The following is a 23,816-nucleotide window of genomic DNA, read 5'->3' as shown; positions in this document are numbered from 1 at the left end:
CCGTAAATTACCAATAGTTCAATGAGGTCCGACCACGCTTTACGCCAAGGGTCTGACTTCCCACTTGTTTGCAACCATGACCAACTCGCGGTCACAGTCAAATTCGTTGACCTCATGATCATGGCCAGGCAGCACTGACACCACTGTATGGCCTTGTGCGCGCAATTGCGCGACCGCTTGGGCCAAACCAGCGTCCTGGCCCCACGGCGCGCGTATCACACGGCGCAAAGGTGGCACGGCCACGGTGGCGGCCAGCTCTTTAACGTCAATACTGAAACCCACTGCAGGACGACGACGGCCAAAAATAGCGCCTACCTCGTCGTAGCGCCCGCCCCTGACCAACTCCAGCTGACGAACGCCGTCGGCTGCTGTGGCATAAACAGAAAAACGAATGCCTGTGTAGTAGGCATAACCACGCAGGTCGGCCAGGTCAATGCCTACATCCATGCCCATGGCTTTGGCAGCCGCAGCCATGGCACCCAGCTCATCCAACGCGGTGTGCAGCAAGCCAGACGCTGGCAATATGCTGCGGGCTTTATCCAGCACGGCGGCATCACCAAACAGTGCAGGCAAGGCGCGCACGCCGTCACGCACTTGGGGTGGCAACCCGCTGGTCAACGCTTCAATCTGGGCTCTGTCTTTGCACGCCAGGGCATTGTGTAAGCGTGTGGCTTGTTCAGCGCTCAAACCTGTGTCGCCCAGCAATGCGTCCACCACGCGTACGTCGGCCAGGTACAACGCATAAGACGCGACACCGGCCTTGGCCAAGCAGGTGTGCACCAGCTCCACCACTTCAACATCGGCCTCAAGGCCTTGGTGGCCATACAACTCAGCACCAAACTGCAAGGGCTCGCGTGAGGCATAAGCGTGGGCCGCACGTGTGTGCACCACAGGGCCGCAATAGCACAAGCGTGTGGGGCCTGTTCGGTTGAGCAAGTGGGCGTCTATGCGGGCCACCTGCGGCGTGGTATCGGCGCGCAGCCCCAGGCTACGACCTGAACCCAGATCTACCAGTTTGAATGTTTGCAAGCCCAAGGCCTCGCCAGTGCCTGACAGCAAGGACTCCAGGTGCTCAAGCATAGGGGGCATCACCAGCTCAAAGCCGTACACACGGGCCGAGTCCAGCAACACGCGGCGCAGCTCTTCAATGTGCCTGGCCTCAAAGGGCAACACATCGGCCAATTGATCCGGCAGGACCCAAGCAGACATAACTAGTTTCTATATGGTGAAGACAACCCAGCATTGTACCGGGCCAATGGTTTCTCAAAACTTGCACGCATGTCTGGCGTGCACACACCAAAAAGCCCTCGCAAAGAGGGCTTTGGAGTGGGCCAAGCGTGGGACTTAGCGCGATGGCGTGACCTGGTTGGTCTTCATCCCCTTGAGGAAGTCGGACTCACCGTCTAGCACCACGATGTCGTTTTTGCTGGCGAAGCTGCTTTTGTAAGCCTCCAGGCTGCGGTAAAACTTGGCGAAGGCTGGGTCCTGGTTAAAGGCCCGCGCGTAGGTGTTGGACGCTGTTGCGTCACCATTACCTTTGATGGTTTGGGCATCACGGTAGGCCTCAGCCAGAATCACCTCACGCTGGCGGTCTGCGTCGGCGCGAATCTCTTCGCCCTCGGCAGCGCCGGTGGAGCGCAGCTCGTTGGCAACGCGCTTACGCTCGGCTTCCATACGGTCATAAACAGACTTGGTAATGGTCTCGGCGTAGTCCACACGCGTGATACGCACGTCTACCACGTCCATACCCCAGGGCTTGTCTGCGCCGTTGACGGCCTCAAGCACTTGCTGCTTCACGTCCGCCATCAGTGCTTCGCGGTCGCTGGACAGCAACTGGAACACGGTGCGGCGGTTCACCTCTTCCTGAAAGGCATTGCGCACCACACGGTTGAGCTGCAGCGCACCAGCGCGCTCGTTCAAGCCTACATTACGAATGTACTGAGAAGCCTCAGACACGCGCCAGCGCACAAACCAGTCAATCACCACACGCTGCTTTTCAGCGGTGAGCATGGGCTCTGTATCGGTGCTGTCAAGCGTGAGCAAGCGCTTGTCTATGTAGCTCACGTTTTGAAACGGGGGCGGCATTTTAAAGTTCAAGCCTGGCTCAGTGACCACAGACTTGATTTCGCCCAACTGGTAAACCACGCCAAACTGACGTTGATCGACCACAAACATTGTGGAGCTGGCAATGGCCAAAGCCAACAGTGCCGACGCTATCCAAAATCCAATTCGGTTCATAACAGACCTTTAATCTCTATCTTTAATTCGTTGAAACAGCTGTGCGGGCCAAACGGCTTAGCGCAGGTCACGCGAGCGAGCCGCATCCGGGCTTCTGGCGCGCGAGCCATCCAAGTTCAACGACGGTGGCAAGTTAGAGGTACTTGATGATGAGGTGCTAGGCGTTGGCGCTGCATTGCCATTCACCGCGCCGCTTTGCATCAACTTGTCTAATGGCAAGTACAACAGGTTGGAACCCTGGCGAGACTCCACCAGTACCTTGCTCACATTGCTGTAAACAGACTGCATGGTGTCCACATACAAACGGTCACGCGTGACTTGCGGCGCCTTTTTGTACTCGGTCAATATGGACTCGAAGCGACTGGCATCACCTTCTGCCTGTGCCACGATCCGGTCGCGGTAGGCTTCGGCTTCAGCGCGCAAACGGGACGCAGCGCCTCGGGCACGCGGCACCACATCGTTGGCGTAGGCTTGTGCTTCGTTTTTGGCACGCTCGCGCTCTTGCGCAGCTTTCAGCACATCGTCAAACGAGGCCTGTACCTGCTCTGGAGGACGCACACCGCCTTGTTGCAAGTTGATGCCCACAACTTCGATACCAACTTTGTAACGGTCCAGGATGACTTGCATCAAGTCGCGCACACGCGGCGCAATCTGGTCACGCTCTTCGGCCAGGGCCGAGTCCATCTTCATCTTGCCCACGACCTCGCGCACAGCTGTTTCAGCAGCTTTCACCACGGCCGAGTCTGGATCGCGGCTTTCAAACAAGTAAGCGCGTGAATCACTCAAACGGTATTGCACAGCAAACTTGATTTCCACAATGTTTTCATCGGCGGTCAGCATGGCCGACTCGCGCAGACCGGTGGCCGGCACGATTCGGTCAGAGCCCACATCAACAGAGCGAATTTGCGTCACAAACACCACTTCGTGGGCTTGTATGGGCGCTGGCAGGCGCCAGTTGAAACCAGCACCAACAGTGGCGTGGTAGCGACCAAACTGCGTGATGACCGCCTGCTGACCTTCTTGCACAATGAAAAAACCCGTGCCCAGCCAAATGAGCAGCGCAACACCGCCCACCAAACCAGCGCCAACACCAGCAGACTTGCCATCTGGCATGAACGGTGGCGGTGTGTCGCCGCCATTGCCACCACCATTGCCGCCGTTGTGACCACCTCGGTTGCCAGAACGCCCGCCTTTACCGCCAAACAAGCCACCCAAGCGCTGATTGAAATCGCGCCACAGCTCGTCCAGGTCTGGCGGACCATCTTGCTGATTGGGACGCTGACCATTGTTGCCGCCACGTATGGGCTGCACATTGTCATTGGCGGGCTGATTGGGGCGTGTGGCTTGGTCTTCAGCTTGATCAGACGTGGGCTTGTCACCATTGCCCTCACCTCGCCCCCAGTTGGCGTCATTGAGGTTGAACAAGCGTGAGAGCAAACCGCGCAAGCCAGTGGCAGCGGGACGCAGCGTTTGAGCGTTCATCGTGTAGTGTTTTGGGTAAAAGTGCATAAGAGTTAGATTGTGGCATGAGTGACCATGACCACCATGTTGTACAACAAAACCCGCACAAACAGCACTGGCATCGCCTGCTATGCAGGCTCCAAGCGGCTAGCGCCTTGGCAGCTGGCGGGGGTCGTCAGGGTCTTGTTCGTAAGGTTCTTGCTCGGCGTCGAAATCCAGATCCAAGTCCTGATCAAAGGCCTGGTCTCGGTCTGATGGATCTTTGGGGTTTGTTGCAACGCCAACGCCTTGCAGCTGCCGGGCTTGATGCGCCTCAAAACGCTCAACCAACAGCTCGCGCAAGCCGTCCAGGCCCTCACCGGTATGAGCGCTGACAAACAGACGTTCAAACAAGTCGCCCTTCAAGTCCATTTGATCGCGCAATCGCCTGGGGCCTCGCCCACCCTCTACCAAATCAAGCTTGTTGAAAACCAGTACCTGCGGTATGTCACCAGCGCCAATGTCGTTCAACACGCGCTGCACTTCAGCGATTTGCTCAACAAAAGCAGGGTTGGCCGCATCCACCACATGCAGCAGTACATCGGCTTCCACAGACTCCTGCAAGGTGGCAGAAAACGCCTCCACCAAGCCGTGCGGCAGGTCTCTGATAAAGCCCACCGTGTCTGAAATGGACACGCTTTGCCCGGCGCCCGCCAGGTACATCTGACGCGTTGTGGTGTCCAGGGTGGCAAAGAGTTGGTCAGCCGCGTAGGTTTGCGCCTTGACCAATGCGTTGAATAGCGACGACTTGCCCGCGTTGGTGTAGCCCACCAATGACAATTTGAATGCACCCACGCGGTCACGCTGGCGGCGCTGCGTTTGGCGCTGGCGCTTGACCTTGGACAAGCGCTCACGCGTTCGCTTGATGCTGTCGCTGATGATGCGCCTGTCCAGCTCAATTTGGCGCTCGCCGGGGCCGCCTCTGTGGCCTACACCACCGCGTTGACGCTCCAAGTGAGACCAGCGCCTGACCAAGCGCGTACTGAGATATTGCAAGCGTGCCAGCTCTACCTGCAGCTTGCCCTCAAAACTACGGGCGCGCTGGGCGAATATCTCAAGTACCAGCAAGATGCGGTCGTTGACCGCCATACCCAGCTCACGCTCCAGATTGCGCTGTTGCGCAGGGCTTAGTGCTTGATCAAACAGTATTTCCACAGCGTCTGAAGTCTGGGCCAACAGCTTGATTTCTTCGGCTTTTCCCGAGCCCACGAACAAGGCCGCGTCTGGTGCGCGGCGTTTGCAGGTGATGCGCTGGGCCACCTCGTAGCCAGCAGACTCTGCCAGCAAACCAAGTTCCAAGAGTTCAGCGTCGAAGTTGGGCTCGCCAAAGTCGACACCCACCAAGACCACTTTGGGTGCAGCGTTGGCACCCACTTCAGGCAACAGTCGCGGTTTGCAAGTTAAGCCGCGCTGCCTTGGTCTGCTTCACCCGTGCCCACAAACTGCACTGGGCGTCCGGGCACGATGGTGGAGATGGCGTGTTTGTAAACCATTTGGGTCACGGTATTACGCAGCAACACCACGTACTGGTCAAATGACTCAATCTGGCCTTGCAACTTGATGCCGTTGACCAGGTAAATGGACACTGGCACATGCTCACGACGCAGCTGGTTTAAAAATGGATCTTGCAAAAGTTGGCCTTTGTTATTGCTCACGATATGTTCCGTGTTGGAGAGATTTATAAAAATTTAACGATACCACATGGTGTCAAGCCCTACACCCACTGGGGCCAGTCAGGCCGCCTATTTTGAACTCATTTATCTTTGTCTGCGTAAGGATTGGTAGAGATTTTCATCTCGACGCGCAAGGGCGTGCCGGTCAGGTCAAACGCCTGGCGAATACGGCCCTCTAGGTAGCGCTTGTAAGCCTCGGTCACGTGCTCCAGGGAGTTGCCGTGCACCACGACCACGGGCGGATTCATACCGCCTTGGTGGGCATAGCGCATTTTGGGGCGGAACATGCCGCTGCGGTTGGGCTGCTGAAACTGCACCGCCTCTTCCAAAATACGTGTGAGCTGGGGGGTGGGCATTTTGCGCGTGGCCGACTTGTGGGCCTGAGCAATCGCCTTCCACACAGGGCCCAGGCCCTGACGCTTGATGGCCGACATGGTAAACACCGAGGCAAACTTCAAAAACGGCAAGCGCTGCTCCACAGAGCGCATCACCCATTCGCGCTGATAGTCGTCTACAGCATCCCATTTGTTAATGGCCACCACCACCGCACGTCCACTTTCCACGATAAAACCGGCAATGTGGGCGTCCTGGTCGGTCACGCCTTGGGTGGCATCTATCAGCAACACCACCACGTTGGCGCTCTCAATGGCTTGCAGGGTTTTAACAACAGAGAACTTCTCAATGGCTTCAAACACTTTGCCACGGCGTCGCAAGCCGGCAGTGTCTATCAGCTCATATTGCTGCTCACCCTTCACAAACGGCACGGTAATGGCGTCCCGCGTGGTGCCTGGCATGTCAAATGCCACCAAACGCTCTTCGCCCAGCCACACGTTGATCAGCGTTGACTTGCCCACATTGGGCCGCCCGGCTACTGCCAGACGTATGGTCGTGTTTTCAGCCTCTTGGGCGTCCTCGTCAAGCTCGGGCAGGTTTAGGGTTTCAAGCGCGATTTCTATGAGGCTTCGTATGCCTTGCCCGTGTGCGGCAGACACGCCCATGACTTCGCCCAGGCCCAGTTCGTAAAACTCTGTGAAGTGCGTGCCTTGCTGCATGCCTTCAGCCTTGTTGGCGACCAGCAAGGCTGGCTTGCCTAGCTTGCGCAACAAGTTGGCAATATCGTGGTCTTGTGCGCTGATGCCGCCTCTGGCGTCCACCACAAAAATCACCACGTCTGACTCAGCAATGGCTTGCAGCGTTTGCTTGGCCATTTCCTTGACGATGCCGGTATCCACAGTGGGCTCAAAGCCGCCGGTATCTATGCAAATAAACTCGCGCCCCGCATGCTTGCCTGTGCCGTAGTGACGGTCGCGGGTGAGACCCGCGTAATCGGCCACAATCGCATCACGCGACTTGGTTAAGCGGTTAAACAGCGTGGATTTGCCAACGTTTGGCCGCCCCACAAGCGCAATAACTGGTTTCATTCAGGACGCCAAGCAAACACGCCACCTTTGGCGGTCAATGCAATCAAAGTGCCGTCTACCAAAACCGGCGCGCCCACAATAGCGGACCCGTCTGTTGGCAAGCGGGCCATTACCCGGGCGTTGTCACGTGACAACCAGTGCATATAGCCCTGTGCATCACCAACGACCAATGTTTTTCCAAGAGCAAGCGGTGTGGTTAGGCCGCGGTACAGCAAGTCTGAGCTGGTCCACAACTCTTTGCCGGTAGCGGTTGCCCAAGCCTTCACGCGGCCTGCGCCGTCGGTACTGAACACCGCCTGTGCGTCACCAGACAAACCGTTGGCACCATCGGACAACGCCGTCCAAGCACGGGCGCGGGTGGTCATATCGACACAAGACACCGCTGCCTGAAACGCGCGTGCACACACCACCGAGCCAATCACAGCCGGCTCAGACACCAAATCAACCAAACGCTCAACCTCGTCAACGCCGCGAGGCTGGGCCAGGGGCACGTCCCAAGCCGCCAGGCCATTGTCAGGATTCATGGCCACCAAACGCTCGCCAACACCCACTACCAAGGCGTTGCCCACAGCCACCAGCAAACCTGGGTGCGCCAACACCAGGGGCTCGCCCGAGTAGCGCTGCGTCCACAAGGGCGCGCCGTTGCTCGCGTCAAACGCGCTCAGGCTTTGGTCAGCCAGCAACACAAAGACACGTCCACCAGCCACCAAGGGCTGGGTATAGGTGCGCGCCGGCAACTGGGCACGCCACAACACTTGGCCATTGGCAGCGGCCACCAATTGGTTTCGTGTGGTGACCACTGCGGCAGTTGTGCCGTCAAAACCAACACCGGCTACAACGTCGTCTTGCACGTTTACAGACCACTGCGACTGGGCATTGGCTGCACTCAGCACGCTGACTTGGCCGCCGCTTGTCGCCACAGCCAATGTCTTGCCCACGCCGCGCGCACGCAGTGTCTCGCCTATTGGCGCTGGCAACTGCGCACGCCAAACCTGCACCACATTCATCAGCGGTGTAAAGCCTTGCAAGGGTGTGGGCGCTGGCGGCGCGCTACCTGCGGCGCAACCCAATAAACCAGCCACGGCCACTACCGGGCTTAGGCGCTTGAGCATGGTCTGCATCAATGTCATATCGGTCATTCCTTTAGCGTTTGACGAAATGCACAATCGTTATTGCGCGGCGCTGCTGGCAGACAAGCCCAAGGCATTGAGCTTGACCTCTACCAATTGACGGTAGTTGGCGTCATTTGCCAATGCATCCCAAGCAGCCTGGTATTGCACGCCAGCACCTACCTTGTCACCTTTGGCCATCAGCACGTCACCACGGCGATCAGCAATCAAGCCCGCAAACCCGGGTACTGCTGACTGGCCCAACGCGTCTAACTCGGCCAAGGCCTTGTCCCACTGCTGGGCGTTCATGTCCAGGGCGACAACGCGCAAAGCGGCAACCGCCTTGAGGCCGTCATCGGGGGACTGCTCAACCACCGCCTCTAGCGCCGTCCTGGCTGCCGCTGCGTCGTCTTTGTCAACAGCTACCTTGGCCAATAGCAACTGCGCATGCTGAGCCAGTAGCGAGCTGCCAGCCTGCTCTTGCATGTCGCCCACGACGCGCTTGAGCTTGTCCAAATCGCCAACCTGGGCGGCCTTGTTCACCTCGTCAAACAGCTGGGCAGCGGCCTGGCCTTGACGGTTTTGCCAAAACTGCCAAGCGTTGTAGCTGGCGTAACTGCCCAACACCACGATCAACACCCACGTGATGACGTTGCCCCATTGGCGCCAAAAAGCCTTGATTTGGTCAATTTGTTCTTGTTCTTCTAGATTTAAGTGCTGGGTCGCCATTGGGAGTACATCCTGCTGCTGAAATAAAAATGCGCATGCTGGGCACTGCTTGCACGCAACCCCGTATTGTAGAGCGTGAAGGTGCTTGCAAATCGCGAGCGTGCGGGCAATGATGCGGCTGCAACCTTATTGTGAGCAGCGCCGCAACATGGCAATCCACAACGGCAGATTGCCACGGGCCATGCCCTTGCAAGGCCCGCTTGAGCCTAGACCTGCTCAGCCCACCAGGCAGGGAGGTCTGTCAGATTCACCAACTGCTGTTCCTGTGCGATGCGCAACGACTTGCACGCCACCTGCCCGGCGGCAAGCTCTTGCTCACCCAAAATGACGGCCCAGGCCGCACCACTGCCGTCGGCGCGCTTGAACTGCGACTTCATGCTGCCCTGCCCCTGCGCGGTGCCCGCATGCATATGCACTTGCGCGCCAGCGCTGCGCAACAGGCGGCACACTTGCGCGGCCTGCAAGGCCACTGCTGCACTGGGCACAATCACGAACACATCGGGCACAGGCTTTTGTGGCAACAGGTTCTGCTCTTTGAGCAACTCTAACAAGCGCTCTACACCCAGCGCCCAACCTACAGCAGGTGCGGGTTTGCCTGCGATTTGCTCTATCAGGCCGTCGTAGCGCCCGCCGCCACAAATGGTGCCCTGAGAGCCCAGATCCTGGGTCACGAACTCAAACACACTGAGGTTGTAGTAGTCCATGCCGCGCACCAGGCGCGGGTTGATGGTGTAGGCCACACCAGCATCATCCAGAATGGCGCGCAAACCGTTGAAGTGTGCCAATGAGGCCTCACCCAGGTAGTCCATGAGCTTGGGCGCGGCATTCACCACGTCTTGCATGGCCGGATTTTTGGTGTCCAAAATACGCAAGGGGTTGCTGTACAGGCGGCGCTTGGCATCATCGTCCAGCACATCCTGGTGGATGGACAAATACGCGATAAGGGCTGCACGGTGCGCCTGGCGCTCATCCAGCTGCCCCAAACTGTTGATCTCCAAGGTCACACCTTTTAAGCCCAGCCTGGCCCACAAGTCGCAAGCCATAAAAATCAGCTCGGCGTCTACGTCTGGCCCGGCAAAGCCCAGCGCCTCGGCACCAACCTGATGAAACTGGCGGTAACGCCCGCGCTGCGGACGCTCGTGCCTGAACATGGGGCCCATGTAGTACAAGCGGCGCGGCCCGTCGTACAGCAAGTTGTTTTCCACCACAGCACGCACCACACCGGCTGTGGCTTCTGGTCGCAATGTAAGGGCTTCGCCGTTCAAGCGGTCTTCAAAGGAGTACATCTCCTTTTCAACAATATCTGTCACCTCGCCCAGGCCCCGCACAAACAGGCCAGTGGGCTCAACAATGGGGGTGCGCACGTTGCGGTAGGCATAGCCTGCCATCAGCTCTCGTACGGTTTGCTCCAGCCACTCCCAATGCGCGGAAGCAGGAGGAAGAATATCGTTCATGCCTTTAACGGCAAGTATTTTGTCGGCCATAACAATCAAGTGAATGCGTAATAAGGGTGCAGCGGGTGCTGCGCAATGCGCTTAAGCCTGTTGACCAAAGCGCTGGCGCACGTAGTTGTCCACAATGTCTTTGAACTGCGCGGCAATGTCGTGACCTCTGAGTGTGACCGTCTTGTGGCCGTCTACATACACAGGTGCAGCTGGCGCCTCACCGGTGCCCGGCAGGCTGATACCAATGTCTGCATGCTTGCTCTCACCGGGGCCGTTCACAATGCAGCCCATGACGGCCACCTTCATGCTCTCAACACCGGGGTACTGGTCTCGCCACTGCGCCATGGCGCCGCGCATGTAGTCATCAATTTGTTTGGTCAGTTCCTGGAAGGTGGTGCTGGTCGTGCGCCCGCAACCTGGGCAAGCGGTCACACTGGGCACAAATGCGCGCAAACCCAGCGACTGCAAAATCTCCATGGCCACCACAACCTCCTGGGTACGGGCTTCACCTGGCGCAGGCGTCAGCGAAACGCGAATGGTGTCACCTATACCTTGCTGCAACAACACCGCCAAGGCCGCACTGGAAGCCACAGTGCCTTTGGTGCCCATACCTGCCTCGGTAAGGCCCAGGTGCAGCGGGTAGTCACAACGGCGCGCCAACTCCTGATAAACCGTAATGAGGTCTTGCACACCACTGACTTTGCAAGACAACAGAATTTGCTCTGGGCGCATGCCCAAGTTACGCGCCGTTTGCGCCGAGTCCAGGGCGGATGTGATCAACGCTTCCACCATCACCTGACGCGCATCCCAGGGCTGGGCGCGTGCGGTATTGGCGTCCATCATGCTGGCCAGCAAGTCCTGGTCAAGGCTGCCCCAGTTCACGCCTATGCGTACAGGTTTGTCGTAGCGCATGGCCGCTTCAATCATTTGGGCAAACTGCTTGTCGCCTTTGTCGCCCCGCCCCACGTTGCCGGGGTTGATGCGGTACTTGGACAAGGCTTGCGCGCAGTCGGGGTGGTCACTCAACAGCTTGTGGCCGTTGTAATGAAAGTCACCCACCAGCGGCGTGGGCACGCCCATGCGGTCCAGCTGCTCACGAATGTGAGGCACCGCTTTGGCCGCCTCCTCGTTGTTCACCGTGATACGCACCACCTCAGAGCCTGCCATGGCCAGTTCTTTGACTTGTATGGCCGTAGCAATCACATCGACGGTGTCGGTATTGGTCATGGACTGCACGCGCACAGGTGCCCCACCGCCCACTGTTACCACATGGTCACCCCAGGCAACTCGCGCTTGCAGCGTCTTGCGCTGCACTGGCGAGAACAAGGCAACAGGCTTGGCAGAAGTGTGAGATTGGTTGGCGCTCATGACACAAATAAGTAGGTAAAGACCGTTTTAAAAAGCTGGGCTTGAGCTTAACGAATGTCAAAGCGCGACACGTTACCGCGCGCATTGCCCTGCACATCGACGGGCTGGCCACGCGTGTGTGCCACAACGCCCAAGGCGTTGCCCACCACCACAGACATGCTGGACGGCTGATCCAACACCGTGTAGTCACCAGGCATCATGAGGCTTGTGAACACGCGGTTGCCAAAGGCATCTGTCACCTCCACCCACGACTCCTGCACAGCCTGAATGACCAGTAAGTGGTCGCCAATTTGCGACGCGGTTAAAGCTGCAGCGCTGGTGCGCACCTCGGCTGTTGCCGCAGCCTCGCCCTCTGTTGTGGCGTCTGCAGCGGCTTGATCAGCAAGTCCATTGATCTCGGCACTTGCCTGGCCACTGGCATCGGTGGCTGCGCCAGCACTGTCATCGGCAGTTGCCACTGCGCTGGGCTCAGCGACACTGGGCGCGGCCTCCTGGGGCTGTACTTGTGTCACGGCGCGCTGGCTTTGGTTGGCCGCGCGCTTGGTGGCCGAGCTTTGGGTTTGCTCTATCGCCAGCCACAAGCCAATGCCAGCCAGGGCCAGCACCACCAAAGCCCACATGATGCCGCCGCCTTCACGCTTGGCTGGCGGCAAGGCTGTGGCTGCACCCGGTGCACCGTCGTTGATACTGGGCAGCGGCTTTTTCACAGATTGATTGGACTTGGGCCACGCCGCCAAAATAGGCTCAGCATCTATGCGCAATTGGCGGCACACGCTGGCAGCCAGGGCGCGAGAGAAAGTCAGGTCAGTGCCTTGACCCAGCTCACCCGCTTCCAGCGCTTGCAGCTTGCGCACTGGCACCTTCAGCACCGCGGCCAAGCTCTCCAAAGACACGTCGCCGTCTTCGCGCGCCTGCCTGAGCATGTCCCATCCCATGACCGTTGACAAAGCGGCCAGCGCTTCTTGTTCGGCGACCTCTTGGTCTACCGTGTTGTGGGCGTTGTTATCGGTCATAGCGGCTGATTTCCTCATTCTTTTTTGGACTTGCTGCGCCTCGCAAGGCGACTTCGCTTCAATTATCAGTTGATTAACGGGGCTTTCTTGCTGCGCTCAAACTGGGCATCTATGTCAGCTTGCAAGGCTTTTACTGCGGGGGTGGCACGTTGTGCCGCTGGCATGGCAGCCAATAAACGCATGGCATGCGCCCAGTCCTGGGTTTGCACCATGAGCTTGGCCAGGCCAAAGCGCGCTGCATCGGCATAGCGTACATCTTGCATGGCTTGCTCTAGCGCACGCTGCGCCACTTCTGTACGTTGGGCCTGCATGGCGCATACGCCCTGGCTGAATTGCGTGCGAGCCACATCAAAAGGCGGCGCAGCCTGTGCCAGCAGCTGTGCAAAGGTTTGAAGTGCTTGCTCTGGCTGGCCTGCAGCGCATTGCAGCCATGCCAGGTTGTGCTGCAGCGACAAATCGGATGGGGCCAGCTTGGTGGCCTGACACATGGCTTGCAGTGCAGGATCCAGGCGCTGCAACGCCAACAAGGACATGGCCAGTACGTTGTGGACTTGGGCGTTTGCGGGGTCTACGTCCAGGGCGCGTTGCGCCTCTGTCAGCGCCACTTCAGGTTGGCCGCGATCAAGGTAAGCCCAAGCCAGCTGCACGCGTAAATCCACACGCTTGGCCTGTGACGCGCTCACTGGCGCGTAAGCCTGGCATGCTGCCAATACCGCGCACACCGCACCCAACAAGCCACCTTGCAGCCAGCGAACAACGACACAGCGCGCTTGAGTGCTCACGGCACCCTCGCGTGCACGCTCACCACATGCTCGGTTTCCACACGGCGCCTGGCCATACGCTGGGTAGCGTTGGTGCGATCTAGCACCTCGCCAGCAAGTTGGCCGCATGCCGCATCAATGTCGTCACCACGGGTTTTTCTAACCGTGGTCACCAAGCCAGCGGCATTCAATGTTTCGGCAAACGCCTTCACGGTCGCCTTGTCTGAGCAAGTCAGGCCAGAGTCGGGGAATGGGTTAAAGGGTATGAGGTTGAACTTGCACGACAGGCCGCGCCCACCATCGAACTGGCGCACCAGCTTGATCAGCGCTTGGGCATGCTCGGACTGGTCATTCACGCCAGCGAGCATGCAGTACTCAAAGGTTAAAAAGTCGCGTGGGGCAGCTGGCAAATAGCGCGCACAGGCCTCAAGCAACTCTTGCAACGGGTATTTTTTGTTCAGCGGTACCAGGTCGTCACGCAGCGGATCCAGCGGTGCGTGCAGCGACACCGCCAACGCGACTGGGCAGTCTTTGGCCAGCCTGTCCATCATGGGCACCACGCCAGAAGTTGAGACGGTGACGCGGCGGCGCGACAAGCCGTAGCCATGGTCGTCCAGCATGACTTTGAGTGCTGGCACCAATGCATGGTAATTTTGTAGCGGCTCGCCCATGCCCATCATCACCACGTTGGTGACCATGCGGTCTGTGGTTTGACGTTCCTGTTTGAGCGTGTGCTCCACAAACCACAGCTGCGCCACAATTTCGGCGGTGGTGAGGTTGCGACTAAAGCCTTGGTGGCCGGTGGAGCAAAACCGACAGCCCACAGCACAACCCGCTTGCGATGACACACACAAGGTGCCACGGTCAGATTCGGGAATAAACACGGCCTCTACGGCGTCACCGTTGCCCACGTCAAACAACCACTTGATGGTGCCGTCTGATGCGTTTTGGCGGCTGAGCACAGGCAATGCTGCAATATGCGCCACGTCGGGCAGTTTGTCTCTCAGGCTCTTGGCCAAATCAGACATGCCCGAGAAATCGTTGGCACCGCGCTGGTGTATCCAACGAAACAGTTGCGTGGCGCGAAAGCGTTTTTCGCCTAAGCGCTCGCAAAAGGCGGCCAAGCCCTCGAGATCGAAGTCGAGCAGGTTGGCCGTCATTACCGATTAACGTGTGTAAACGTTCATACCGGGGAAGAAGAACGCGATTTCTACCGCTGCTGTATCAGCCGCGTCAGAGCCGTGCACAGCGTTGGCATCAATGCTGTCAGCGAAGTCAGCACGAATGGTGCCGGCGTCGGCCTTCTTGGGGTCAGTCGCGCCCATCAGGTCACGGTTCTTCAGAATGGCGCCTTCGCCTTCCAGTGCCTGAATCATCACAGGACCAGAAATCATGAAGTCAACCAAGTCTTTGAAGAAAGGACGCTCTTTGTGCACGCCGTAGAAAGCCTCGGCTTCTGGACGCGACAGGTGAGCCATCTTGGCCGCAACAACCTTCAAGCCGGCGGCTTCAAAACGTGCGTAGATCTGACCAATGACATTTTTTGCCACTGCGTCGGGTTTGATGATGGACAGGGTGCGCTCGATAGCCATGGAAATTACCTTGAAAAATTAAAAATCTGGGTTGAAAACCCCAACAGGGTCAAGCGCCAGCGTTTGCCGCCAACGGCTTAGCCTCTCATTCTAACGTGTGCAGGGGCGCAGCCCACTGCAACGCCGTCAAAAATCTAACGCTTGCGCTTGACGCGCTTGGCACCTGGCTCACTGCGGTCACGCTGTCGTTGCAGCGCATCACCGCCAATGTAGCCAAACGAAGTCTGCATGGGATCTGGCTGCGCAGACGGTACCGCCTGCACAGACACACGCGGACCACGTTTGGTAGGTGCGCGAGTAGCCTTTTTCTCGGCTTGCGCCTCCGCACGCGCGTCCCAGCCCTGCGGCGTGCTGGGGCGACGCCCGCCTGATCGCTTGTTGTAGCTGTTTTTAACGGTACGGCCCAGGCCGGCTGTGCGCCCGGATTTACCCGCCTGCGGGTTGGCCATTCGGCCACCGCCTGAGCCGGCCACTGGCACAGCTTCATTGGCTGCAGCGCTGAGCTGCTCAATGTCACGCCAATCGAGCTCAACAAACGCGCCGCGACGCAAACCGCGCGGCAGCTCCACGCTACCGTAACGGATGCGGATCAAGCGGCTAACCGCATGGCCAACGGCCTCTATCATGCGTCTGACCTCGCGGTTACGGCCTTCGCCAATGGTCACGCGGTACCAGTGGTTAGAACCCTCGCCGCCGCCGTCAATAATGCTGCCAAACTGCGCAGGGCCGTCTTCCAGCTGCACGCCGTCCAGCAGTTGCTGCTTTTCAACATTGCTAAGCGCGCCCAACACGCGTACCGCGTATTCGCGCTGCAATCCAAAGCGCGGGTGCATCAACTGGTTGGCCAATGTGCCAGAGCTGGTGAACAGCAACAGGCCTTCGGTGTTTAAATCCAGGCGCCCCACAGACTGCCACTTGCCGTGTTGCAGCCTGGGCAGGCGGCGAAACACCGTGGGGCGGTTTTGCGGGTCGTCGTGAGTCACCACCTCGCCTGATGGCTTGTGGTAGGCCAGCACGCGTGGGGGCGGCGGGTCAATGCGCACGCGAATGGCACGGCCATTAACCTTGATGGTGTCGCCAAACTTGATACGTTGGCCTACGTGGGCAGGCTCACCGTTGACGGAGATGCGCCCCTGCACAATGAGTTGCTCCATCTCCAGGCGTGACCCCATGCCCGCTTGCGCCAGCACCTTGTGCAGCTTGGGCGCGTTGACCTCGGGCGCCAGTACGCGCTTGGCGACATCGTCTTCGGTCTGCGGCACATCGGCTACAAAGCCTTCGTCGTCAAAGGCGCCACTGATGACGTCTTCAAAGCTCACCCTGTTGGTGTTGGGGGCGCCAGACACGACGTCCTCGCCCTGCGGGTGTTGGTCGTTGGTGTTACTCATGGTCGCCCTTGGTTTGGTTGTCTTGGTCAAGTGCCGACAAGTCGCCCTGCTCTTGTTCGTCTTCTTGCACCTGATCGTCGCCTGCCAACTCAGCGTCTTGCGGCGCTGGGGCCTCATCGCTGGGGTGCAGGTCCAGTTCTTGGGCCAGCGAGTCGGCCATGGCATTGGCCACGCCGTCTTGGTCCAGCTCTGGCAGTTGGTCCAGCGAGGCCAGACCCAAATCGTCTAAAAACTGTTTGGTGGTGGCCAGCAAGGCGGGCCTGCCCACTGTTTCACGGTGGCCAATGACTTCTACCCAGCCGCGGTCTTCCAGCTGCTTGATGATCAGCGAGTTCACCGTCACACCACGAATGTCTTCAATATCACCGCGCGTAACCGGCTGACGGTAGGCAATGATGGCCAGGGTCTCAAGCACTGCGCGGGTGTATTTGGGCGGCTTTTCAGGGTGTAGCCGGTCTAAAAACTCGCGCAACTCAGGGCGGCTTTGAAAGCGCCAACCCGTGGCCACCGGCACCAGCTCTACGCCGCGGTTGGTCCACTCAAGCTGCAGCTCGCCCAGCATGGTCTTGATCGTATCTGGGGCAATGGCGCCATCGAACAGCAACCCTAGCTCGCGCACAGTCAGGGGCTGACCAGCGCAAATGAGTGCGGTTTCGAGGACACGCTTGGCATCCGTCGTTTGCATGAAAAGGTCCGAAAAAAATGAGCTCGGCACAGTGCGCCAGCCGGGGACCGTTGCACGAGCTTGGGGCCCATGCAACCGAGCAACCGAGGCCCTATGACAATAGGGGCGACCCGGTTGGGTGAAACAGGTCCCTATTGTAGTTCAGGCCCAGTGTTTTGAGGGCTTGCTGCAAATCTGGCGGCGCTGGGCAAGACCAGTGCATGGCTTGACCTGTGCCGGGGTGCACCAATCCCAACTCATGCGCGTGCAAAGCTTGGCGCTCCAAACCAGCCTTGTGCGTGCCGCCATACAGCGTGTCACCCACCAACGGGTAACCAAGCGCACTCATGTGCACGCGGATTTGGTGGGTACGGCCTGTATGCAGCTTGCAACGCACCAAACTGGCCTGGGCCCCAGGCGTATCGACCGCGTCCAGGCCGTACACATCTGTTTGCGCGGGCTTGCCATTGGGGCTGTTTGCAGCGACCACACCCATGCGCAAGCGGTTGCGCACGTCTCTACCAATGGCCTGGTTAAGCGTGACCGCATCCAGCGTGGGCAAGTCGCGGTTGATACGGCGCCAGTCGCCATGGGCAATGGCCAGATAAATGCGGCTCACTTCGCGATCTGCCAACTGCTTGACCAGCGCGTCAAATGCGGCGCGCGAGCGGGCCACCACCATCAGGCCACTGGTGTCCTTGTCCAGCCTGTGAACAATGCCGGCGCGCGGCAAGGTCACCGAATCAGGCCAGCGATGTAACAAGCCGTTTAGCAGCGTGGCACTCCAGTTGCCAGCACCCGGGTGCACCACCAAGCCAGCTGGCTTGTTGATGACGGCCAGATGCTGATCCTCGAAGACCACATCCAGCGGCACGTCTTGCGCGGTAAACGCCATGGCTTGCTGTGTGGGGCGCAAGTGAATGTCAACCACATCGCCAACGCGCAATTTTTGAGCGGCTTTGGTGCAGGTGGCACCGCCTAGCTGAACCGCCCCTTGGTTTACCAGCTGCGTTAGAAACGAACGCGACACACTGGCAATGTGGGCGCTCAACACTTTGTCAAGGCGCTGGCCGTGGTCTGCAGGCGTGGCTTTAATAGACAGGTGTTCGCCCTCATCGGCTGCCTCACCTGCCCCCATGTCCACGCCTTGTGGGTCGCTTTGGTCCATGTGCGCTGCGTGTTCTTGCGCCACATCCATGGGCATTTGCGAATTCTGATTCATTGTGGGCTTGGGCATCTATATAATTTTCTAACTCACCGTTTGACGGATGCTTTCTTATTCAGGCGCTAAGCTGTGCGCTTTTACGGACACTGCAATGGCTTTAAGACATCACCGCATCATTTCCAGATTATCGGCGGCTTCACTACTGGGGCTACTTGCGATTGTCGCGGGTTGCGCATCATCCACACCAAAAGACATCACCGCCGACTGGAGCCCCAACCGCATTTACCAGGAAGCCAAAGACGAGCAGGCCGCCGGCAACTATGAAAAAGCCTCCGCACTGTTTGACAAACTGGAAGGTCGCGCAGCCGGTACGCCCTTGGCACAACAAGCGCAGCTGGACAAAGCCTTTGCCCAATACAAAGCCAGCGAGCCAGCCCAAGCCATGGCCACGCTGACACGCTTTTTGCGCCTGCACCCCGCCAGCCCGGCCACAGACTACGCCCTATACCTGCAAGGCTTGGTGAACTTCAACGACAACCTGGGCCTGTTTGGTTCACTCAGCGCGCAAGACTTGAGCGAGCGTGACCAAAAAGCGGCTAAAGATTCATTTGAATCATTCCGCGAACTCACCACACGCTTTCCTGACTCTCGCTACAGCAAAGACGCCGCGCTGCGCATGACCTACATCGTCAACTCACTGGCGCGCTCAGAAGTGCACGTGGCGCGTCATTACTACACACGCGGGGTGTACGTAGCCGCCATCAACCGCGCGCAACAAGCGCTAAGCCAATTCAAAGACGCCCCAGCTTTGGAAGAAGCCTTGTTTATCCTGATGCGCTCTTACGATGCGCTGGGCATGACTGATATGCGCGATGACGTCAAACGCGTGATTGACACCAACTACCCCAACAGCCAGTTTGCCAACCAAAGCTTGAAAACCACCAAGCCCTGGTGGTCTCTTTGGTAAGCCAGCAGCCCTGCTGAGACAGACTAGCTGGCGACAAGCGCTGCCAGATAATCGGACAGTGCCTCGTTGCTGGACAGGCGCTGCATGGCAGGCATGGCCTGCATCAAACGCCTGCCATAGCCCATCTTCACCAGACGCTGGTCACCAATGACCAGCACGCCCCTGTCCAGCTCGGAGCGAATCAATCGACCAGCACCCTGCTTGAGCGCCACGGCCGTATCGGGCAACACTTGCGCAGTAAAAGGCGATTGCCCATTGGCCTGCAGGCGCTTTGCGCGCGCTTGAGTGAGGGGGTCATCAGGCACGGGGAACGGCAGCTTGTCCAGCACCACCAATTGCAGCGCGTCACCGGGCACATCAACGCCTTCCCAGAAAGACACCGACGCGACCAACACCGCACCACGGTAATTGCTGGTTTGGCCATTGTTGGCGCGCATGGTATCGGCGTAAGCCCGAAAACGCTCAAGCAGCTCATTTTTGCTCAGCTCACCCTGTACCAACACCTCTATATCGTCTTCTTTGAGCTTGTCGCGCAGCTCTTGCGCAATGATGGCAAGCGCCCGCAAGCTGGTGGTTAGCACCATGGTGCGCCCACCCAGCTGTTGCGCCCAGGGCGCAATGTGTCTGGCCAGTATCAGCGGATGGCCTGGCTCATTGGGCATGGGCAAATCTGTAGGCACCCACAGCGCAGCTTGCGCCGCAAAGTCAAACGGACTTGCAACCACGGCGCGCCTGGCATGGTCCAGGCCCAAGGGTTGGGCAAACCAATCCAATTGCTCATCGTCGCCCAAAGTGGCGGACGTAAAAATCCAACTCTTGGGGCCTGGCGCTTCGCTGTCAGGCGCACTGGCGGCAAAAGCTTGTGCGCTGTCCAGCGGGCTGTCTACCCAACGCCAATTGCCCCCAGCCTCCAGCCAGCGCACATGGTCGGCGGCCACGGGCCGCAACAAGTGCTCAAGGCGCTGTAACAACGTATCGCAGCGCTCGGTCAAGCGCTCAAAGTCGGGGGCCAGCTCACCCACAGTGTCCAGGTCGGCGCGCACGTCGTTCAAGGCTTTCACAAGGTCTGCCAGTGTGGTGTGCCACAGCGACAAATCGACACCCTGTGGCGCGTTGTCCACCCACGCCAAACGCACGCTGGTGCGCGCCTGCGTAACCGGCAGGCTTAAACGCACATCGCGAATCGCCCGCTCAAGCGCGCCACAGCGAGCCGACCAGTCGCACAACCCGCGTGCATGTTGCAAGCCTGCAGCCAACACGTCGCGGTTGAAGTCCAACAACTGCGGTGACGACAGCTGAGTCCCCAAAAACAGCACGCCGATTTCGTTGAGCTGATGCGCTTCGTCAAAAATCACCACATCAACACTGGGCAACAACTCGGCCATGCCAGACTCGCGTACAGCTTGATCGGCAAAAAACAAATGGTGGTTGACCACCACCAGGTCTGCCGCCAACGCCTCGCGTCTGGCCGCTTGCAAGTGGCAGGTTTTGAAGTCTGGGCAGGTGCTGCCCAAACAGTTATCGCGGTTGGATGTAACCAGTGGGATTACGCCAGACCGCTGGTCAAGCCCCGGCATGTCTGACAAGTCACCATGGGTAGACGTTGCCGCCCAGCGCTCAATCTTGGCCAGCGCATTGCTGGTAAAGCGGTCCGCTACCGAGCCGCTTTGCATATGCACCTTGAGCCTGTGACTACACAAATAATTGCTACGCCCTTTCAGCAACGCAATGCGTATGGGAGTGCCCAACAGCTGCACCAACTTGGGCAGGTCACGCAAAAACAACTGGTCTTGTAACGCCTTGGTAGCGGTTGACACCAGTACCCGCTTGCCGCTTAGCAGCGCTGGGGCCAGGTAGGCATATGTTTTACCGGTACCAGTGCCCGCCTCGACCACCAGGCTTGACTCATTCGCAATAGTCTGCGCCACCAGCTCGGCCATACGCTGCTGGCCGGCACGTGGCCTAAAGTTGGGGTTGCCAGCGGCCAGATCACCGCCTTGTGCAAACACGTTGGCCACACGGGCCAGCCAGTCGTTACTCACGTGATACTCGTATCAATAGAGCGCTTGGCTTCCAACAAAAACTCATTGGACTGCATCTCGTTCAGGCGAGACACCGTGCGCACAAACTCATGCGCCATGGGGCCTTCCAGATACAAGGACTCAGGCGGTACCGCCGCAGACATAATGAGCTTGACGCGCCTGTCGTACAGCACATCAATCAGCCAGGTAAAACGGCGCGCCTCACTGGCGTTGCGCACCTCCATTTTGGGCACGTTGCTCAGCAGCACCGTATGAAACTGCGTGGCAATTTCAAGGTAGTCGTTTTGTGAACGCGGACCACCGCACAGCGACTTGAAATCAAACCACACCACGCTACCAGCCTTGCGCTTGGCAGCAATGGTGCGAGACCCCATTTGCACACGGGCCTCTTCGTCTTGCGACTCAGCCAGCTTGTCAAATGCATCGGCCATGGACGCCTCGGCCTGCTCGCCCAATGGCTGGTGGTAGACATCTAGCATGGCCAGGGTGCGGCTGCGGTAGTCGGTGCCTGCATCAACGTTTAGCACTTCGAGCTTGGCGTTGAGCAAAGCGATGGCTGGCAATATGCGGTCACGGTGCAAACCGTTGGGGTACAAGTCGTCTGGCTTAAAGTTGGACGTGGTCACAAAGCCTACGCCGTGTGCAAACAAGGCGTCCAACAGCCTGTGCAAAATCATGGCATCTGTCACGTCAGCCACGTGAAACTCGTCAAAGCAAATCAACTTGAAGCGCTTGGCCATGCGCTTGCCCAGCTCGTCCAGCGGGTTAACAGTGCCTTGCAGCTCACGCAGCTCGCGGTGCACCTCGCGCATAAATTCATGAAAGTGCAAACGCGTCTTGCGCTCAATTGGAACCGCTTGAAAAAAGCAGTCCATTAAAAAGCTTTTGCCCCTGCCCACGCCGCCAAACATGTAAACGCCACGCGGAATAGCCGGTTTCACAAACAGCTTTTTAATGCCATTTGAGCGCCGTTGCTTGTACACAGACCACTCGTCGGCGCAGCGTTGCAGCGAGGCAATGGCCCGCAACTGCGCCTCATCGGCGGTATAGCCCCGCTCGTCAAGTGCTTGCTGGTAGGCGGCTACAACGCCTTGGTGGGTTTGGGAAGATTGTGTTGTCATTGAACGCTATTGTGCCGCTAGTCGCAACCCAACCCAGGCTACAAACACAACAACCGTTGACACCCATAGGACATCAACGGTTGTTGTGAGACCAGGATGCCGTTTAGAAATTCAGCGTGCGCTTGTCTACCGCCAAAGCGGCCTCTTTGGTGGACTCGGACAAGGACGGGTGCGCGTGGCAAATACGCGCAATGTCTTCACTGCTGGCCTTGAAGGCCATGGCCACACAGGCCTCGGCAATCAGCTCGCTGGCCATGGGGCCCACCACGTGCACGCCCAAAATCTCGTCGGTTTCCGCGTCGGCCAGCATTTTGACCATGCCAGTGGTATCGCCCAAAGCGCGCGCGCGGCCGTTGGCCAAAAACGGGAAAGTGCCAGCCTTAAAGGCGCGACCAGACTCCTTGAGTTGCTGCTCGGTCTTGCCCACCCAGGCAATCTCAGGGCTGGTGTAAATCACCCAGGGCACCAAGTCAAAGTCAACGTGGCCGTGTTGTCCAGCAATGCGCTCAGCCACTGCAACACCCTCTTCCTCAGCCTTGTGGGCCAGCATAGGGCCACGCACCACATCGCCAACTGCCCATACGCCTGACACATTGGTGCGGCACTGCGCATCCACTTCAATCATGCCGCGCTCGTCAAGCTTTAGACCAATCGCTTCGGTGTTTAGACCCGTGGTGTTGGGCACGCGCCCAATAGAGACAATCAGCTTGTCCACCACCAGCGTCTTGGCTTCACCTTTGGCATCGGTGTAAGCGATGGACACGTTCTTTTTGGTATTTTCAATGCCACCAACTTTGGCGCCCAACTCGATTTTCAGACCCTGCTTGGTAAACGCCTTGTGTGCCTCTTTGGCAATTTGCTGGTCGACCGCACCCAAGAATGTGGGCAGTCCTTCCAAAATGGTGACATCAGCACCCAGGCGGCGCCACACAGAGCCCATCTCCAAGCCAATGACGCCAGCGCCAATCACGCCAAGCGTTTTGGGCGCGGCACCCACACGCAAAGCACCGTCGTTGGACAACACATTAACCTCGTCAAACGGTGTGCCAGGCAAAGCACGTGCGCTTGAGCCTGTAGCAATAATCACCTGACGTGCGGTAATCGTCTGGGGCTTGTTGCCAGCAACGGCAACTTCAAAACCGTCGTCGCCACCCGACACAAAACTGCCGCGTCCGTGGAAAAACGTAATCTTGTTCTTTTTGAACAAGTACAAAATGCCGTCGTTGTTTTGCTTTACAACGTCGTCTTTGCGGGCAATCATTTTGCCCACATCCATACTCAGGCCCTTCACACCAATGCCATGCTCTGCAAAGTGGTGAGCCGCTTGTTCGTAGTGCTCGGAAGACTGCAACAAAGCCTTGGACGGGATACAGCCCACGTTGGTGCAAGTGCCACCAGGCGCTGCGCCACCGGCTGCGTTGGTCCACTCGTCGATACACGCAACCTTGAAACCCAGTTGTGCAGCGCGAATAGCTGCTACATAGCCACCAGGGCCTGCGCCGATAACGGCAATATCAAATGCTTGGGACATGATGAATCCTCAAAAAAGCGAGCCACAAACAACGGCATCGCACGCGCGCAACGGCGCTGAAACTGGTTGGCGTGTTGGCTGCACCGGGC

Annotated in this window: 21 protein-coding genes; 1 reads left to right on the top strand and 20 read right to left on the bottom strand. The window is 58.5% G+C overall.

Annotated elements, in window-relative coordinates; genetic code table 11:
- Positions 1-39 precede the first annotated feature (39 nt).
- From LN050_02130 to LN050_02050, 17 genes are all read right to left on the bottom strand, one after another.
- Complete coding sequence (locus LN050_02130) at positions 40-1,209, bottom strand: ATP phosphoribosyltransferase regulatory subunit (protein ID UFS56687.1); 1,170 nt, start codon at positions 1,207-1,209, stop codon at positions 40-42.
- Between the two features lie 135 nt (positions 1,210-1,344).
- A complete protein-coding gene (gene hflC, locus LN050_02125; GenBank protein UFS56686.1) occupies positions 1,345-2,238 on the bottom strand; it encodes a protease modulator HflC in 894 nt (297 codons plus the stop codon).
- Between the two features lie 57 nt (positions 2,239-2,295).
- Positions 2,296-3,720, bottom strand: a complete 1,425-nt coding sequence (hflK, locus tag LN050_02120) for an FtsH protease activity modulator HflK (protein ID UFS56685.1) — start codon at positions 3,718-3,720, stop codon at positions 2,296-2,298.
- A gap of 126 nt (positions 3,721-3,846) precedes the next feature.
- Complete coding sequence (hflX, locus tag LN050_02115) at positions 3,847-5,121, bottom strand: GTPase HflX (protein ID UFS56684.1); 1,275 nt, start codon at positions 5,119-5,121, stop codon at positions 3,847-3,849.
- 17 nt (positions 5,122-5,138) lie between these two features.
- Positions 5,139-5,393, bottom strand: coding sequence for an RNA chaperone Hfq (gene hfq / locus LN050_02110; GenBank protein UFS56683.1), 255 nt, complete (start codon positions 5,391-5,393; stop codon positions 5,139-5,141).
- Between the two features lie 98 nt (positions 5,394-5,491).
- The gene (der, locus tag LN050_02105; protein UFS56682.1) at positions 5,492-6,832 is read right to left on the bottom strand and encodes a ribosome biogenesis GTPase Der; all 1,341 of its coding nucleotides are present in this window, start codon (positions 6,830-6,832) and stop codon (positions 5,492-5,494) included.
- Complete coding sequence (locus LN050_02100) at positions 6,829-7,962, bottom strand: PQQ-binding-like beta-propeller repeat protein (GenBank protein ID UFS56681.1); 1,134 nt, start codon at positions 7,960-7,962, stop codon at positions 6,829-6,831. The genes der and LN050_02100 overlap by 4 nt, the downstream gene beginning before the upstream one ends.
- 39 nt (positions 7,963-8,001) lie before the next feature.
- Positions 8,002-8,670 carry a tetratricopeptide repeat protein gene (locus LN050_02095; protein UFS56680.1) on the bottom strand — a complete coding sequence of 223 codons (669 nt, stop codon included), beginning with the start codon at positions 8,668-8,670 and terminating at the stop codon, positions 8,002-8,004.
- A gap of 206 nt (positions 8,671-8,876) precedes the next feature.
- Entirely contained in the window at positions 8,877-10,154 is a 1,278-nt protein-coding gene (gene hisS, locus LN050_02090; protein UFS56679.1) for a histidine--tRNA ligase, read from the bottom strand.
- Between the two features lie 51 nt (positions 10,155-10,205).
- The gene (gene ispG / locus LN050_02085; GenBank protein ID UFS56678.1) at positions 10,206-11,483 is read right to left on the bottom strand and encodes a flavodoxin-dependent (E)-4-hydroxy-3-methylbut-2-enyl-diphosphate synthase; all 1,278 of its coding nucleotides are present in this window, start codon (positions 11,481-11,483) and stop codon (positions 10,206-10,208) included.
- 47 nt (positions 11,484-11,530) lie between these two features.
- The gene (locus tag LN050_02080; GenBank protein UFS56677.1) at positions 11,531-12,496 is read right to left on the bottom strand and encodes a DUF4115 domain-containing protein; all 966 of its coding nucleotides are present in this window, start codon (positions 12,494-12,496) and stop codon (positions 11,531-11,533) included.
- Positions 12,497-12,561: 65 nt separating this feature from the next.
- Positions 12,562-13,278 (bottom strand): tetratricopeptide repeat protein, encoded by a 717-nt coding sequence (locus LN050_02075; protein UFS56676.1) that lies wholly within the window; start codon positions 13,276-13,278, stop codon positions 12,562-12,564.
- Positions 13,275-14,417: a 23S rRNA (adenine(2503)-C(2))-methyltransferase RlmN gene (gene rlmN / locus LN050_02070; protein ID UFS56675.1), complete on the bottom strand. Its 1,143-nt coding sequence runs from the start codon at positions 14,415-14,417 to the stop codon at positions 13,275-13,277. Before rlmN ends, LN050_02075 begins: the two co-directional genes overlap by 4 nt.
- A gap of 6 nt (positions 14,418-14,423) precedes the next feature.
- On the bottom strand, positions 14,424-14,849 hold the full coding sequence (gene ndk, locus LN050_02065) for a nucleoside-diphosphate kinase (protein ID UFS56674.1): 426 nt from the start codon (positions 14,847-14,849) through the stop codon (positions 14,424-14,426).
- A 134-nt stretch (positions 14,850-14,983) separates the two neighbouring features.
- Positions 14,984-16,237, bottom strand: coding sequence for a pseudouridine synthase (locus LN050_02060; protein UFS56673.1), 1,254 nt, complete (start codon positions 16,235-16,237; stop codon positions 14,984-14,986).
- Positions 16,230-16,922, bottom strand: a complete 693-nt coding sequence (scpB, locus tag LN050_02055) for an SMC-Scp complex subunit ScpB (GenBank protein ID UFS56672.1) — start codon at positions 16,920-16,922, stop codon at positions 16,230-16,232. Before scpB ends, LN050_02060 begins: the two co-directional genes overlap by 8 nt.
- Positions 16,923-17,013: 91 nt before the next feature.
- Complete coding sequence (locus LN050_02050; protein UFS56671.1) at positions 17,014-18,123, bottom strand: RluA family pseudouridine synthase; 1,110 nt, start codon at positions 18,121-18,123, stop codon at positions 17,014-17,016.
- Positions 18,124-18,217: 94 nt separating this feature from the next.
- On the opposite strand from LN050_02050, the gene LN050_02045 reads away from it, so the two are divergent.
- Positions 18,218-19,033 (top strand): outer membrane protein assembly factor BamD, encoded by an 816-nt coding sequence (locus tag LN050_02045; GenBank protein UFS56670.1) that lies wholly within the window; start codon positions 18,218-18,220, stop codon positions 19,031-19,033.
- 23 nt (positions 19,034-19,056) lie between these two features.
- On the opposite strand, the gene LN050_02040 is transcribed toward LN050_02045, so the two are convergent.
- The 3 genes from LN050_02040 to lpdA all read right to left on the bottom strand — a co-directional run bounded on the left by LN050_02040 (position 19,057) and on the right by lpdA (position 23,727).
- A complete protein-coding gene (locus LN050_02040) occupies positions 19,057-21,075 on the bottom strand; it encodes an ATP-dependent DNA helicase (GenBank protein UFS56669.1) in 2,019 nt (672 codons plus the stop codon).
- Positions 21,072-22,196 (bottom strand): cell division protein ZapE, encoded by a 1,125-nt coding sequence (locus LN050_02035; protein ID UFS56668.1) that lies wholly within the window; start codon positions 22,194-22,196, stop codon positions 21,072-21,074. Before LN050_02035 ends, LN050_02040 begins: the two co-directional genes overlap by 4 nt.
- Before the next feature lie 103 nt (positions 22,197-22,299).
- Positions 22,300-23,727 (bottom strand): dihydrolipoyl dehydrogenase, encoded by a 1,428-nt coding sequence (lpdA, locus tag LN050_02030; protein ID UFS56667.1) that lies wholly within the window; start codon positions 23,725-23,727, stop codon positions 22,300-22,302.
- Positions 23,728-23,816 lie beyond the last annotated feature (89 nt).

This window comes from Comamonadaceae bacterium M7527 (genome assembly GCA_021044545.1).
In the GTDB taxonomy this organism is placed as follows: domain Bacteria; phylum Pseudomonadota; class Gammaproteobacteria; order Burkholderiales; family Burkholderiaceae_C; genus RS62.
Note: the sequence above shows the minus strand (reverse complement) of the source record. Positions and strands in the feature narration are given on the sequence as shown.

Coding starts and splice junctions, on each gene's coding strand:
- LN050_02100 (UFS56681.1), bottom strand. CDS start 7,962: ATGACATTGATGCAGACCATGCTCAAGCGCCTAAGCCCGGTAGTGGCC.
- LN050_02095 (UFS56680.1), bottom strand. CDS start 8,670: ATGGCGACCCAGCACTTAAATCTAGAAGAACAAGAACAAATTGACCAA.
- hflC (UFS56686.1), bottom strand. CDS start 2,238: ATGAACCGAATTGGATTTTGGATAGCGTCGGCACTGTTGGCTTTGGCC.
- hisS (UFS56679.1), bottom strand. CDS start 10,154: ATGGCCGACAAAATACTTGCCGTTAAAGGCATGAACGATATTCTTCCT.
- lpdA (UFS56667.1), bottom strand. CDS start 23,727: ATGTCCCAAGCATTTGATATTGCCGTTATCGGCGCAGGCCCTGGTGGC.
- ndk (UFS56674.1), bottom strand. CDS start 14,849: ATGGCTATCGAGCGCACCCTGTCCATCATCAAACCCGACGCAGTGGCA.
- rlmN (UFS56675.1), bottom strand. CDS start 14,417: ATGACGGCCAACCTGCTCGACTTCGATCTCGAGGGCTTGGCCGCCTTT.
- hflK (UFS56685.1), bottom strand. CDS start 3,720: ATGAACGCTCAAACGCTGCGTCCCGCTGCCACTGGCTTGCGCGGTTTG.
- LN050_02050 (UFS56671.1), bottom strand. CDS start 18,123: ATGAATCAGAATTCGCAAATGCCCATGGATGTGGCGCAAGAACACGCA.
- LN050_02035 (UFS56668.1), bottom strand. CDS start 22,196: ATGACAACACAATCTTCCCAAACCCACCAAGGCGTTGTAGCCGCCTAC.
- ispG (UFS56678.1), bottom strand. CDS start 11,483: ATGAGCGCCAACCAATCTCACACTTCTGCCAAGCCTGTTGCCTTGTTC.
- LN050_02080 (UFS56677.1), bottom strand. CDS start 12,496: ATGACCGATAACAACGCCCACAACACGGTAGACCAAGAGGTCGCCGAA.
- LN050_02130 (UFS56687.1), bottom strand. CDS start 1,209: ATGTCTGCTTGGGTCCTGCCGGATCAATTGGCCGATGTGTTGCCCTTT.
- der (UFS56682.1), bottom strand. CDS start 6,832: ATGAAACCAGTTATTGCGCTTGTGGGGCGGCCAAACGTTGGCAAATCC.
- LN050_02045 (UFS56670.1), top strand. CDS start 18,218: ATGGCTTTAAGACATCACCGCATCATTTCCAGATTATCGGCGGCTTCA.
- scpB (UFS56672.1), bottom strand. CDS start 16,922: ATGCAAACGACGGATGCCAAGCGTGTCCTCGAAACCGCACTCATTTGC.
- LN050_02060 (UFS56673.1), bottom strand. CDS start 16,237: ATGAGTAACACCAACGACCAACACCCGCAGGGCGAGGACGTCGTGTCT.